The sequence below is a fragment of the Roseobacter ponti genome, from assembly GCF_012932215.1.
GTDB lineage: Bacteria > Pseudomonadota > Alphaproteobacteria > Rhodobacterales > Rhodobacteraceae > Roseobacter > Roseobacter ponti.
This window is the reverse complement of sequence record NZ_CP048788.1, coordinates 119,089-133,336: the sequence shown is the minus strand read 5'-3', so window position 1 is coordinate 133,336 and position 14,248 is coordinate 119,089. Positions and strand designations below refer to the sequence as shown.

The window sequence follows — 14,248 nt, the reverse complement described above, 5'->3', positions numbered from 1 at the left end:
GGGGTTACTTTCCGGCGAGTTTCAGGTCTTCGAGCGGGTTAATCAACACCAGATAATCGCCCACGGTCTCGCATCCCGGCACATCGACGCTCAGGTCTTTGACGGTTGCGTCGCCGCCTTTGATCACCCGCATGGTCGAGGCGGTAATCGTCCGGCCACAGTTGAGCTCGGTCACCTCGGTTTCAACGGTCAGATCGACAGTGCTGCTCGCCCCGGACAGGGTCACGGGATAGGTATAGATCTGGGCGACATCCTGGCCTTCGGTCTCCGGATTGCCCAGCGTGGACAAGAACCCGCCAACGCCTGTACCGACAGATTCCGGATCGCGCGGTGCGCCCGACCAGACATGGCCTTCCTGGCCATAATCCGCGCCGAACTCCCTGGCGTGGATCTGTACACCGGTGCCGGCTTTGGTCTGCACGATCACGCGGTTATAAAGCGCGATGGTTGTCACGGTGCTGGCGGCTGTTGCATTGCGACCGTTTTCAAATGTCACGACAACTCTGGCGTCCTGTTCAAGCGCCGGGATATCGACGCTCATCCGGCCGCTGGCATCGAGGACATCGCTGAATGTCACGCCCTTGTGCGACAGCGATACGGTTTCGCCTGCATAGCAGGGTGCTTCGACGCGCATCGCCAGCATGGCGCTGGCCCGCGTTTCCGCTTCGGCCACAACCGGGCAGCTGGTGCGCACGGTATATTCCACTTTGGCCGGCTCTTTCTCGGGCTGACCCAGCAGGGATACGCTGATTGTTTCTTTGTCCTCAGTGGATCTGATTCCGGCCGACGTCAGGGCAATGCCGTTCACACGCAAACGCGGATCATCTTCAGAAATGCGGGCCGAAGGGCTCACGCCGACCGGCGACACCGGCGTGCCGACCACCGGAACACTGCCCAGTCCGGCAATCTGTGTCTCGCCATAACGCTGCTCGGCGACTTCGCCGCTCTGCATCACAAAACCAATCGCCAGCGCGCAGACAAGGGTACTGGCAGCGGTAATAATCTCTGTCTTGTGAGACATGGGTTAACGATCCTTCTTCACCTGTTAAGGAAGGTTAATAGATCGTAAACAGGGCTCACTTGTGACGCGTATTGGGAGTCATTCAGGCAACAAAAAGGCAGGGATACGAAACAATCCCCGCCTGAGGTCAGATCAGGCGACCGTGACAGTGCTTGAATTTCTTACCGGATCCACAGGGACAGGTCTCGTTTCTGCCCGGATTTCCCCATGTTGACGGGTCGTCTTCGACAAACCCCGCAACCGCATCGCTGTCACCCGCCTCCGGCTCAGCGGAGAGCGCTGCCGCCTGCTCGCCTGCCGCCTGAGCCTCTGCCTGCTGGGCGCGCATCTGCTCGACCATCTGCTTTTGCTCTTCTTCGGTGAGCGGGCGGATCTGCGCCAGTTTCTGGGTCACATCCTCGCGCAGACTGTCGAGCATGCCCTCAAAAAGCTGAAAGGACTCGTTTTTATATTCATTCAGCGGATCACGCTGTGCATACCCGCGGAAACCAACCACCGACCGCAGGTGCTCCAGCGTCAGCAGATGTTCGCGCCACTTTCCGTCAATCGACTGCAACAAGAGCTGCTTTTCGATGTTGCGCATATTTTCGGGGCCGAACTGCGCGGCCTTGTCTTTCATAAAGGCATCGGTAGCCTCGATCAGGCGCTCGCGCATCACGTCGTCATCAACACCCTCTTCCGCGGTCCAGTCCGCCACCGGCAGATCCATTCCGAGCTGTTCGCGCACGGCCTCATTCAGGCCCTCGGAGTCCCACTGATCCGCATAGGTATTGGGCGGCAGATACTGATCGATCAGATCGTCAATCACCTGATGACGCATATCGGTCGTGATCTCTGACAGATCTTCCGCTTCCATGATCTCGCGGCGCTGGCCAAACACGACCTTACGCTGCTCGTTCATCACGTCGTCAAATTTCAGCAGCTGCTTACGGATATCAAAGTTTCGTCCTTCGACCTTGGCCTGCGCACGCTCCAGCGATTTGTTAACCCAGGGATGCACAATCGCCTCGTCCTCTTTCAGACCAAGGGTTTTCAGCACTTTCTCCAGCCGCTCAGATCCGAAAATGCGCATCAGGTCATCTTCAAGGCTCAGAAAGAAGGACGAGCGTCCGGGGTCACCCTGACGTCCCGACCGGCCGCGCAACTGGTTGTCGATGCGCCGGCTTTCGTGGCGCTCGGAGGCCAGAACATAAAGCCCGCCTGCCTCGATTACTTTGGCCTTTTCGCCGGCGTGGCTCGCTTCGATGCCCTGGCGCAGCGCTTCAGGGTCCGCCTCGGGATCAGCTGCCAGCGCTTCCATGATCTGCAGATCGACGTTGCCGCCGAGCTGAATGTCGGTGCCGCGACCGGCCATGTTGGTGGCAATTGTAACCGCGCCGAATTTGCCGGCATCGGCCACGATCTGCGCTTCCTGCTCGTGCTGGCGCGCGTTCAGAACGTTATGTTTCAGCCCCGCGTCGGTCAGCATCTTGCTGAGCATTTCGGATTTCTCGATGGAGGTCGTACCCACCAGAACAGGCTGGCCCTTTTCGTGGCTCTCTTTGATCTGCTCCAGCATCGCGCGATACTTCTCGACTGCGGTGCGGAACACCTGATCGTCTTCATCAACACGGGCCACTGGCCTGTTGGTCGGGACTTCGACAACACCCAGACCATAAATTTCGCTGAATTCTTCCGCTTCGGTCAGCGCGGTACCGGTCATGCCCGCCAGCTTGTTATAAAGCCGGAAATAGTTCTGGAACGTCACAGAGGCCAGCGTGATGTTTTCAGGGCGGATTTCCACCCCTTCCTTGGCCTCAATCGCCTGGTGCAGACCGTCGGAAAGCCGCCGTCCCGCCATCATGCGCCCGGTGAATTCATCAATCAGAACGACGCTGTCATCGCGCACGATATAATCCTTGTCGCGCTGAAAGAGCTTATGCGCTCGCAGACCCTGGTTGATGTGGTGTACGATGGTGGTGCTTTCGGGATCGTAGAGCGTCTGACCCTCTTCCAGCAGTTCATTGTCGCGCAGCACCTGCTCGAGGAACTCGTTTCCTTCATCGGTGAACGTTACGTTGCGGGTTTTCTCGTCGAGCTCGAAGTGCGTGTCGTTCAGCGACGGGATCAGCGCATCAATGGTCTGATACATGCCGGAGCGGTCCTGCGACGGGCCGGAAATGATCAGCGGTGTGCGTGCTTCGTCGATCAGAATACTGTCGACTTCGTCCACGATCGCAAAATTGTGCTTTTTCTGGAAAATCTGGCTCAGCTCGGAGCGCATGTTATCGCGCAGATAGTCAAAACCCAGTTCGTTGTTGGTCGCATAGGTTACGTCGCTGTCGTAGGCCTCGCGCTTGTCTTCTTCCGGCATCCCGGACCAGGCCACGCCCGTGCTCAGACCCAGCGCACCGAAGACCTTGCCCATCCAGGAGGCGTCGCGCTTCGCGAGATATTCGTTCACCGTGACGATATGCACGCCGTCCCTGGTCAGCGCATTGAGATAGGCCGCAAAGGTCGCGGTCAGCGTTTTGCCTTCGCCGGTCTTCTGCTCGGCGATATTGCCCTCATGCAGAAACACCGCGCCCATCAGCTGGGTGTCAAAAGCCCGCAGACCAAGCGCCCGGCGCGCCGCCTCGCGACAGTTGGCAAAGGCTTCGGGCAGCAGATCATCAAGGCTCTCACCCTTAAGCGCCCGCGCGCGCAGCTCTTCGGTCTTTTCGAGGATCCCCGCATCGGTCAGCTTCTCAAATTCAGGCTCAAGCCCGTTGATCTGTTCGATCAGGGGTCGGGTCGCTTTTATTTTCCGGTCATTGGGCGTGCCAAAGACTTTTTTCGTGATCGTTCCGAAACCCAGCATGCGTTCTCCAGCCGAAGTAATAGTGTCATGCGCTGATCTGCTTGCTCGTCCGCGGCGCAGCCCATAGATATACACACGAACGCCGTGCCTTTATGGCGCCCATAGGGCGATGTAAGGGCCCCGCCAAACCGTGTCAATGTCGTGGCCCGCCGCGACACATCCATAGGACCAACCCATGCAAAAACACATCCGTTTTCTGTCCGGCGCTCTGCTGGCGCTGAGCCTTTCCGCGCCGGCCTTCGCGCAGGACCAGACAGAAGAGACCGAAGCATCCGCAACAACAGTCGTTGCCACCGTGAACGGTGTCGAAATCACGCTTGGCCATATGATCGCGGCCGCAGCAACGCTGCCGGAGCAGTATCAGCAGCTGTCCGACGACGTGCTCTACAGCGGCATTCTGCAACAGCTTATTCAGCAAAGCGCGCTCTCTCAGTCGTTTACCGAGACCCTGCCGCCGCGTGTGGTGTATTCGCTTGAAAACGAAAAACGGTCTCTGGTTGCGGGTGAAGTCATCGAAAACATCCTCGCCGGGACAGATATCTCGGAGGACGTTCAGGCACTTTACGACGAACAGTACGGCAGCATCGAAGCCGAAGACGAATATAACGCCTCGCACATTCTTGTGGAAACCGAAGAAGCAGCACTCGAGGTGATGACCAGCCTCGACGAAGGCGCGGATTTCGCTGAAACCGCAATGGAAAAATCGACCGGTCCCTCCGGTCCGGGCGGCGGTGAACTCGGCTGGTTCGGCTCCGGTGCGATGGTGCCTGAATTCGAAGCCGCCGTCATAGCACTTGAGGAAGGCGAGGTATCACAACCTGTGCAGACCCAGTTCGGCTGGCACGTGATCCGTCTGAACGAAGTGCGCAAAGCCGATATCCCCACACTGGAGGAAGTGCGCACCGAGCTTGAGGGGCAGGCCCGGCGCACCGTTGCCGAAGCCGCAATCGAAAGGCTGTCTCAGGAAGCTGAAGTGCTGCGCCCCGGGGGTGACCCGGTTGACCCTGCGCTGCTGCGGCGCATCGATCTTCTGGAGTGACCGCACATGGGTAAAGCACTCGCGGTTTCCCCGCTCGCGCCCGCCTCTTTTCCGGACCTTCCGGTCATCGACGGGGTCCGGTTTTCCACCATTGCTGCCGGTGTGCGCTATCAGGGCCGCACTGATGTGATGCTCGCACTGCTTGATCCGGGAACGGCAGTGGCCGGCGCATTTACGCGATCAGCCACGCGGTCTGCTCCGGTGCTCGACTGTCAGGAAAAGATCAACGGCGACGTGGACAGCGCGGGTGCTGCAATCCTTGTAAACTCCGGCAATTCCAATGCTTTCACCGGCAAAGGGGGCGTCGAGGCGGTCAGGGCCATCGCAGATGCCACCGCACAGGCGACCGGCGTGCCACAGGCCCGGGTATTCACCTCCTCAACCGGGGTGATCGGCGAACCGCTGCCTTTTGACCGGATCACGGCAAAGCTCGATGCTCTGGCCGGAACGCTTGATGCCGGCGGTATCTCAGAGGCCGCAAAAGCAATTATGACCACCGACACCTTCCCGAAGGGGGCGGCAGCAGAGGTCAGCATCGACGGAAAGACTGTCCGAATTGCCGGTATCGCCAAGGGCTCCGGCATGATCGCGCCCGATATGGCGACGATGCTGGTCTACATCTTCACGGACGCGAAAATCGCCCGGAACGATCTGCAGGCTCTGGTATCCGCCGGCAATGACAGCACCTTCAACTGCATCACCGTGGACAGTGACACTTCTACATCTGACACGCTGCTGGTTGCGGCCACCGGTGCGTCGGGCGTTGACGTGACAGGGCACGACGGGTTTGCCGGTGCGCTTCATGGCGTGATGCTCGATCTCGCGCATCAGGTGGTGCGCGACGGTGAAGGGGCGACTAAATTCGTTGAAATCAGCGTGACGGGAGCCAGAACTGCCCGGGACGCAAAGACCCATGCATTGTCTGTTGCAAACTCCCCTCTGGTGAAAACCGCAATCGCGGGAGAGGACGCAAACTGGGGTCGCGTGGTCATGGCGGTGGGCAAGTCCGGCGCCGAGGCGGACCGAGATCTGCTGTCGATCCGTTTCGGGGACGTGCTGGTCGCTGACAAAGGCTGGGTCAGCCCGGGTTATTCTGAGGCCGATGCCGCCGCACATATGAAGGGCGAAAACCTGCGTATCGCGGTTGATATCGGGCTGGGCGACGGGACGGCGACTGTGTGGACCTGCGATCTCACCCACGGCTACATCGACATCAACGCCGATTACCGTTCCTGACGGCCGACCGGAGATCCAAGCATGAAAACCGTACTTGTATCAGCCGTGGCGCTGATCGACATCGACGGGCGGGTGCTCATCGCACAGCGCCCCGAAGGCAAGTCGATGGCCGGGCTATGGGAATTTCCCGGTGGCAAAGTGGAACAGGGTGAAACACCCGAAGTCGCGCTGATCCGGGAATTGCAGGAAGAGCTTGGAATCGATACCTGGGCGTCCTGCCTCGCGCCGCTGACGTTTGCCAGCCACAGCTATGATACCTTTCATCTGCTGATGCCGCTGTTTGCCTGTCGTAAATGGAACGGCACCCCGATGTCGCGCGAAGGCCAGACCCTGAAATGGGTCCGCCCGCAGGAGATGAAGGATTACCCGATGCCTGCGGCGGATATTCCGCTGATCCCGATTCTGCGCGACTGGCTCTGATCGGCGGATTATTTCCGATCCGGATTAAATGCCGCCCTTTCAGGCATTTTGTTTATGACATTTCCGTGAACACCCCCTAGGATGACAGCGTCAGTATCCTGGGGAGGAGAGAGACATGCTTCGCACCATTATTATGGGAAGCGCAATATCGGTTCAGGGCATTTACGTGCGTGAACTGCCGGACGGGAGGATCGTCGTGAAGGTGGATGATGACACTTTCACAGGCAGGCCGGTCAGAGTGACCGGACCGGAAATCCACTAAAAAAGGGACCGCGCAGGCGGTCCCTTTTTTTTAGTGTCAGACCTGTGTCACCGGATCATGTGAGTGTCCGGGTCACCTCTTCACGCTCGAAGATTTCGATCACATCATCAGGGCGGATATCGTCATAGTTCTCAAAGGCCATGCCGCATTCCTGACCCGACTGCACTTCGGCAACCTCGTCCTTGAAACGCTTCAGCGTCTTGAGCGTGCCCTCGTGGATCACCACGTTGTCGCGCAGCAGACGCACACCGGCAGAGCGGCGCGCCACGCCTTCGGTCACCAGACAGCCTGCGACTTTACCGACGCCGGTGACTTTGAAGACCTCTTTGATCGTCGCGTACCCGATGAAGTTCTCGCGAATCTCCGCACTCAGCAGGCCTGAGGCCGCCGCTTTCACGTCGTCCACAAGGTCATAGATCACCGAATAATAGCGGATCTCGACGCCCTTCTGGTTGGCCGTGTTGCGCGCAGAGGCGTTCGCCCGGACGTTAAAGCCCATAATCGGCGCGCCGGAAGCTTCGGCCAGGCCAACGTCGGTCTCGGTGATCGCGCCCACACCTGAGTGCAGCACGCGCACGCGGACCTCGTCGTTGCCGATCTTTTCCATCGCCTGGTTGATCGCCTCGGCAGAACCCTGCACGTCAGCTTTCACCAGAATGGGCAGCTCGGAGACGTTCTCATCGGCCTTGGCATTCGCCATAAGCTGTTCAAGCGTTGTCGCCGCACCGGCGGCTGCGCGTTTGTCTTTGGCAGCGTTCGCGCGGTATTCCGCGATTTCACGCGCCTGCGCTTCGGTACCGGTCACGTTCAGCACATCGCCCGCCTCGGGTGTACCGTTCAGGCCGAGCACTTCGACAGGCACGGACGGACCGGCCTCTTTCACGCGCTCGCCCTTGTCATTGATCAGCGCACGGACCTTACCGTACTGCTCACCAACAACAAATATATCACCCTGACGCAGCGTGCCGTTCTGAACCAGAACAGTCGCAACCGGGCCGCGGCCTACATCAAGCTGCGCCTCGATCACCGCACCGACAGCGGCGCGGTTCGGGTTGGCTTTCAGCTCCAGAATTTCCGCCTGCAGCGCGATCGCTTCGAGCAGTTCATCGAGGCCCTGACCGGTAATGGCAGAGACTTCGACATCCTGCACGTCACCTGACATCTGCTCCACGATCACTTCGTGCTGCAGCAGGTCTGTCCGGACCTTGTTGGGATCAGCCGCGGGGCGGTCGATCTTGTTGATCGCCACAATCATCGGCACCTTGGCTGCCTTGGCGTGGTTGATGGCTTCAATGGTCTGCGGCATCACGGCGTCATCGGCCGCAACCACCAGGACCACGATATCCGTCACCTGAGCACCGCGCGAACGCATGGACGTAAAGGCCGCGTGGCCCGGCGTATCGAGGAAACTCAGCAGCTGGCCGCCTTCGGTTTTCACCTGATAGGCACCGATGTGCTGGGTGATCCCGCCTGCTTCGCCGGCGACGACCTTGGCGTTCCGGATTGCATCGAGCAGAGACGTTTTGCCGTGGTCAACGTGACCCATGATGGTGATGACCGGCGGACGCGGCGAGAGATCCTTGTCGTCGTCCTCAACCTCTTTGATCACGTCCTCGACATCGGCATCAGAAACCCGCACAACCTTGTGGCCGAACTCTTCGACGATCAGTTCCGCGGTGTCCGCATCGATTGTCTGGTTCTGCGTCACCATCATGCCGTTGTTCATCAGTGCTTTGACAACCTCGCCGACCTTCTCGGTCATCCGGTTGGCCAGCTCAGAGACCACGATGGCCTCTGGGACCTGCACGTCACGCACAACCTTTTCGCGCTCGACCTGGCCTCCCATGGCTTTCTGCCGCGCCCGCTCCTGCTTGCGCTTCATTGCAGCCATCGACCGCTGACGTCCGCCCTCACCACCCGAAAGCGCCTGGTTCAGGGTCAGCTTGCCGGAGCGGCGGTTGTCGTCGCCGCCTTTGCCACGCTTGTTGGTGTCGCGGTCACGATCCTGCTGTTTACGCGGTGCGGCCTCGGGGGCTGCTTTCTCGCGCGCGGGACGCTGGACAACGGGCTCTTCGGCAGGGGCCGCAGCAGCCTTGGCGGCTGCTTCGGCTTCATCCTTCCGACGCTGATCTTCCTGGGCCTTGGCCTTGAGGCTTTCCTCGCGCTCACGCTCCTCGCGCTCTTTTTCTTCCTGTTCAGCCCGACGGCGCTCGCGGTCTTCGGCGCGCGCCTTTTCTTCGGCCTCACGCTCGGCTGCTTCTTCGGACTCGCGCGCTTTAGCGGCCTGCACGGCCTTGAGCCGGCGCTCCATCTCCGCATCAGTGATCCCTGCGGGGCGTCGGGACGGATCACCGCCCGCCGCGCCTGATGTACCGGCGGATTTGGTCGCACCGGCTTTGGGCACCACAACGCGTTTACGTTTGGTTTCAACCACGACGTTCTTGGTCCGTCCGTGGCTAAAGCTCTGCTTTACGTTGCCCGGACGCGCGTTGCCGCGCAAACCCAATGTTTTTTTGCCGTCAGTATCGCTCATGAAGCTCGTCTATCCTTTCGGATGGCCCTTGCCACCCTCGTTTTCGCGCACGCCTTTAAGTCTTTGGGCTTCCTCTACAACACGTTGCGTGAGTCCACCAGAGGCGAGCGCCCCATGTATCACAGTTTGGCGTCCGAATGCCAAACCCAATTCATCAGCTGTCAGCCAGCCTATATATGACCCGTAATGCGGCGTGCTCAGCTTGGACTTGCCGCGTCCGGATCCGTCACTGGCCTGGATCAGCACTTCGGCTTCTTCCATCTGCAGCCAGCTTTTAACCTTTTCGTATCCCGCAACCGCCTTACCGGCCTTGCGTTGCAGCGACACAAGCTCAACCACGCGGTGCGCCAGCTGCCGTTCGACCTCGTCAACAAGATCCTCCGGCACGCTTACCTGCTGCTTCAGGGCGCGTGCAAAGAGCCCCTTTTTCACAGCCTTCTCCAGTTCAACGCGTGACGCGGAGACATAGATCCCGCGTCCCGGCAGTTTTCCCAGTATGTCCGGCACCAGCTGGCCATCCGGCCCGGCCACAAAACGGATCAGCCCGTACTTTGGCTGCACCTCACCCGTGGCAATGCACTTGCGGTCAGGACCGTCCACGCGGTCTTTTGAGGCGCCACCGCGACCCATCCGGAACCTCCGGGGTCTGCGATCAGACCCCGGTTTCCTCCGTCTCTTCGCCTTCCGCTTCGGCCTCGGCCTCTGCTTCCAGATCGGCCGGATCAACCCAGCCCAGCATCACACGTGCTGTCATAATCAGGTCCTGTGCTTCTTCCAGAGATACGTCGAAGGGTTCAAGCACCCCGTCGTCTTTCACACGCTCGCCGTTTTCTGTCGTCCAGCCACCGGCCAGTTCCCAGTCGGCGCAGGTCGCGAAATCCTCAAGGGTTTTCACATCGTCCTTTGCCAGCGCTTCAATCATCTGGGGAGTGAGGCCTTCAAATTCAACCAGGCTGTCCTCGACGCCAAGGCTGCGGGCGTTATCAAGTGCCGCCTTGTTGCGTGCCTCAAGGACATCACGCGCCCGGGCCTGCAACTCGTTGGCGGTGTCTTCGTCCACACCATCAATGACCAGAAGCTCGTCCAGCTCAACGTAGGCCACCTCTTCCAGATTGGTAAAGCCTTCAGAAACAAGAAGTTGCGCAAAGAACTCATCAAGATCCAGATTGTCGACAAAGAGCTTGGTGCGCAGTTCGAACTCGGCCTGGCGGCGCGCGCTTTCCTGCTCTTCGGTCATGATATCGATGTCCAGTCCGGTGAGCTGGCTCGCGAGACGCACGTTCTGACCACGACGGCCAATGGCAAGGCTCAGCTGTTCTTCGGGCACCACAACTTCGATCTTGCCGGCCTCCTCATCGAGAACCACCTTGCTGACTTCCGCAGGCTGCAGAGCATTCACAAGGAACGTAGGCTGATCTTCATTCCACGGAATGATATCGATTTTCTCACCCTGCAGTTCGTTGACCACTGCCTGAACCCGGCTGCCGCGCATACCCACGCAGGCCCCGACGGGATCGATGGAGTTGTCATAAGAGATCACGGCGATCTTGGCGCGGCTGCCCGGGTCGCGGGCCACGGCCTTGATCTCGATGATGCCGTCATAGATCTCGGGCACTTCCATCTTGAACAACTCGGCCATGAATTCAGGCGCTGTCCGGCTCAGGAAAATCTGCGGCCCGCGCTGCTCGCGGCGCACGTCTTTGATATAGACGCGAATCCGGTCGTTGGGGCGATACGATTCCCGGCCGATCTTCTCGTTGCGGCGCAGAATGGCTTCGCCCGCGCCCACATCGACGATGACGTTGCCGTATTCCTCACGCTTGACCAGACCGTTGATGATCGTGCCCGCGCGGTCCTTGAATTCCTCGAACTGGCGGTCACGCTCGGCTTCGCGCACCTTCTGCAGGATCACCTGCTTGGCGGACTGAGCCGCGATCCGGCCCATTTCGACGGGCGGGACCTCTTCGATGAATTCCTGACCCACTTCGGGGTTTTCCATGTACTGCTTTGCCTGCTCGACGGTGAACTCGGCCTGATAGTTCTCGAGCTCTTCTTCCTCGACCACGGTGCGCACACGGGTGAATGTCGCACGGCCGGTTTTACGGTCAATGTGCACCCGGATGTCCATTTCCGCGCCGTAACGCGATTTGGCGGCACGGGCGAGCGATTCTTCCATCGCTTCGACGACCAGCCCGGGGTCGATCATTTTTTCGCGCGCCACAGCCTCGGCGGTTTGCAAAAGCTCAAGCTGGTTTGCAGATGTAATGGCCATTTATTGGTCTCCCTCAGCGGACGTATCGCTCTCTGATTCGTCAGAGATTTCATCGAATTTGGTTTCGTCGATTGCACCGGACGCTTTGCGCTGGCGCAGCATTTCCTTGATCAGGTCATCGGTCAGCACGAGCTTGGCATCACTAAGCCAGTCGAACTTCAGCCCGATCGTGCCCTCGGTCACATTGATCAGCACCTCATCTCCTTCGACACCGGCCAGCTCACCCTTAAAGCGGCGGCGGCCGTCGATGGTCTCGGCGGTTTCGATCTTTGCCTCATAGCCTTCAAAGGCTTCGAAATCTTTGATCCGGGTGAGCGGACGGTCGATGCCCGGGCTTGATACTTCAAGCGTATATTCATCGAGGATCGGATCCTCGACATCCAGAACCGCACTTACAGCCTGGCTGATCTCGGCACAGTCATCGACCTCGATCCCGCCGTCGGGTTTGTCGGCCATGATCTGCAGCGTCGTGCTCTTGCCCGACATCAGTCGCACGCGCACCAGCTCAAACCCCATATCCTCAATGACGGGGGTGATGATCTCGGCCATACGGCGGTCGATAGCTGCTTTGGCAATCAGGTCGTTTGACATGGTACTTTCAGGTTTTATCCGGGCACAAAAAAACGGGCGCGCGGCCCGTTACACTTTCCGGTGGTGCTTTCGGTTTGGACCCGGAAGCGCCGCTGTTGGCAATCATATAGACCCGTCGCAAAGTCGCCGCAACCCCTGATCGGTTCAGGCCATCCACCACCGTTCCGCAGCGCGCAGATTGTCCAGCGGCCAGCGCCGCCCGATCTGCCCCGGCAGCGCGATACAGTCATCAACCGCCGAGGTCATAAAGTGCTCTTCGGGCAGCACGCGCAGCCCGTCGAGATCTCCCAGTCCGTCCACATGGGTCAGATCAGCAGCATCCACCAGATGATCGCGCAGCGCCTCGGCCCGCACGGCATCAGCGGTCAGCGATACCAGCTCCACACTGTCAAACCAGCCCGCGCGGCCGTCTTTGTAGTGGGCCCCGACACGATGCGCGACAAGGTGCCGCCCGGCGTCGAATTTGTGCAGCCGGTAAAGACCGGTTCCCACGCCTTCGGCAAATTCAGCGTCAGGACCAAGCGGCAGGATCACCAGTTCCGGCGCGCTCAGGCGGAAAGGCAGATCGGGATCACCCTGCGCCAGTGTCATCACCAGACCGTGGGGGCCGGTCGCCTCAAGTCCTGTGACGTCAAACAGAAGTGTCGAGAGATGCGCACCAAAGCTGGCCACGACATCCTGCGCGGTAAAGTCCGATCCGTTGTGGAATACCGCATCGCTGCGCAGATCAAATTCCCAGCGGGATCCGTCGGCATTGCTGCGCCAGCCGGTGGCAAGTTCACCACGCAGCGTGCCGTCGGCCGCCACTTCGGTCAGTGCATCAAAAACAAGACCCGCGGTTGCCACCTGCATAAAGAGCCCCGAATCCGCCGCGTGCCGCAGATCAAAACTGTCGCCGCGCGTGGCCCCCGACAACGCCAGCCGCAGCCGCCCGCCGCGTTGTGGCGCGGGTTGCGCAGAAACTCCCGAGGCCGCCAGCAGGGCCGCCGCCGCACCCGAGGCAAAGAGCGCCCGCCTGTCCATATGTGTCTGTCGCGTCATCGTCCTGCGATCCGGTCCATGGTGCGTACCAGTTCTGCACTGATCCCCGGCTCTGACAAGGCGTGACCAGCGTTGCGCACCATTCGGAGCTCACAACTATCCCAGGCCTCCGAAAGTGCATAAGCGCTGTCCGGCGGGCAGATCATGTCGTACCGGCCCTGCACAATGACGCCCGGGATATGCGCAATCCGCCCGACGTGGGCAAGGATCTGGCCGTCAAATTCCAGAAAGCCCGCGTTGGCGAAATAGTGATTCTCCAGCCGGGCAAAGGCCCGCGCATACTCACCCGGGCTCTCTCCGGTATTGCCGGAGGAATAGATCGAGGCCAGCGCGTTTTCCCAGGCCGACCAGGCGCGGGCAAACCGTGTCTCGATCGTCATATCGCCAGAGAACAAACGGCGACGATACGCTTCGATCAGATCATCACGCTCGTCTTCGGGAATAAGCGAGGTAAATTTCGCCCAGACCTCGGGCCAGAATTTGCCGGCACCGCCGCCATAAAACCAGTCAAGCTCGCGCTGCGTCATCAGGAAAACACCGCGCAGCACAAGCTGGCGCACGTGATCGGGATGCGCCTGCGCATAGATCAGCGCCAGCGTTGCCCCCCAGCTGCCGCCGAAAACGATCCAGTCGTCGATCTCAAGCTCGCGCCGGATCAGCTCGATATCATCCACCAGATGCCAGGTCGTGTTATGCGTCACGCTGGCATGCGGCCGCGACCGGCCACAGCCACGCTGATCAAACAGGATCACGCGGTATATTTCAGGGTCAAAATAACGCCGCATCGCCGGGCTGCAGCCGCCCCCCGGTCCGCCGTGCAGCACCACAACCGGCACGCCGTCGGGCCTGCCGCACTGCTCCACATAAACCCGGTGACCCTGGCCCACATCCAGCATGCGCTGATCGAACGGGTCGATCGGCGGATACAGATATTGCACTGCGCGCTTTTGGTCGCTGAATTTATCCATTACCCGCCTATATAGTACCAAATCGC

General features: G+C 59.9%; 12 protein-coding genes. 4 read left to right on the top strand and 8 right to left on the bottom strand.

Annotated features, from left to right (window positions below):
• Positions 1–4 precede the first annotated feature (4 nt).
• Complete coding sequence (locus G3256_RS00635; RefSeq protein ID WP_169639001.1) at positions 5–1,021, bottom strand: hypothetical protein; 1,017 nt, start codon at positions 1,019–1,021, stop codon at positions 5–7.
• Positions 1,022–1,148: 127 nt separating this feature from the next.
• Positions 1,149–3,860, bottom strand: coding sequence for a preprotein translocase subunit SecA (secA, locus tag G3256_RS00630; protein WP_169639000.1), 2,712 nt, complete (start codon positions 3,858–3,860; stop codon positions 1,149–1,151).
• Between the two features lie 175 nt (positions 3,861–4,035).
• Between secA and G3256_RS00625 the strand changes: the two genes are divergently transcribed.
• The 4 genes from G3256_RS00625 (at position 4,036) to G3256_RS00610 (ending at position 6,817) form a co-directional block, all read left to right on the top strand.
• Positions 4,036–4,899 carry a peptidylprolyl isomerase gene (locus G3256_RS00625; protein ID WP_169638999.1) on the top strand — a complete coding sequence of 288 codons (864 nt, stop codon included), beginning with the start codon at positions 4,036–4,038 and terminating at the stop codon, positions 4,897–4,899.
• A 6-nt stretch (positions 4,900–4,905) separates the two neighbouring features.
• Positions 4,906–6,135, top strand: a complete 1,230-nt coding sequence (gene argJ, locus G3256_RS00620; protein ID WP_169638998.1) for a bifunctional glutamate N-acetyltransferase/amino-acid acetyltransferase ArgJ — start codon at positions 4,906–4,908, stop codon at positions 6,133–6,135.
• Positions 6,136–6,156: 21 nt separating this feature from the next.
• Positions 6,157–6,555, top strand: coding sequence for an 8-oxo-dGTP diphosphatase MutT (mutT, locus tag G3256_RS00615; protein WP_169638997.1), 399 nt, complete (start codon positions 6,157–6,159; stop codon positions 6,553–6,555).
• A 115-nt stretch (positions 6,556–6,670) separates the two neighbouring features.
• On the top strand, positions 6,671–6,817 hold the full coding sequence (locus G3256_RS00610; RefSeq protein ID WP_169638996.1) for a hypothetical protein: 147 nt from the start codon (positions 6,671–6,673) through the stop codon (positions 6,815–6,817).
• 55 nt (positions 6,818–6,872) lie between these two features.
• Here G3256_RS00610 and infB read toward each other — a convergent pair whose 3' ends face one another.
• The 6 genes from infB to pip all read right to left on the bottom strand — a co-directional run bounded on the left by infB (position 6,873) and on the right by pip (position 14,222).
• Entirely contained in the window at positions 6,873–9,350 is a 2,478-nt protein-coding gene (gene infB, locus G3256_RS00605; RefSeq protein WP_169638995.1) for a translation initiation factor IF-2, read from the bottom strand.
• Positions 9,351–9,359: 9 nt separating this feature from the next.
• Positions 9,360–9,980 (bottom strand): RNA-binding protein, encoded by a 621-nt coding sequence (locus tag G3256_RS00600; RefSeq protein WP_169638994.1) that lies wholly within the window; start codon positions 9,978–9,980, stop codon positions 9,360–9,362.
• 22 nt (positions 9,981–10,002) lie between these two features.
• Positions 10,003–11,622 (bottom strand): transcription termination factor NusA, encoded by a 1,620-nt coding sequence (nusA, locus tag G3256_RS00595; protein WP_169638993.1) that lies wholly within the window; start codon positions 11,620–11,622, stop codon positions 10,003–10,005.
• On the bottom strand, positions 11,623–12,213 hold the full coding sequence (gene rimP / locus G3256_RS00590; protein ID WP_169638992.1) for a ribosome maturation factor RimP: 591 nt from the start codon (positions 12,211–12,213) through the stop codon (positions 11,623–11,625). It abuts the gene before it with no gap.
• Between the two features lie 144 nt (positions 12,214–12,357).
• Complete coding sequence (locus G3256_RS00585) at positions 12,358–13,254, bottom strand: ABC transporter substrate-binding protein (protein ID WP_169638991.1); 897 nt, start codon at positions 13,252–13,254, stop codon at positions 12,358–12,360.
• Entirely contained in the window at positions 13,251–14,222 is a 972-nt protein-coding gene (pip, locus tag G3256_RS00580; protein ID WP_169638990.1) for a prolyl aminopeptidase, read from the bottom strand. Before pip ends, G3256_RS00585 begins: the two co-directional genes overlap by 4 nt.
• Between the last annotated feature and the right edge of the window lie 26 nt (positions 14,223–14,248).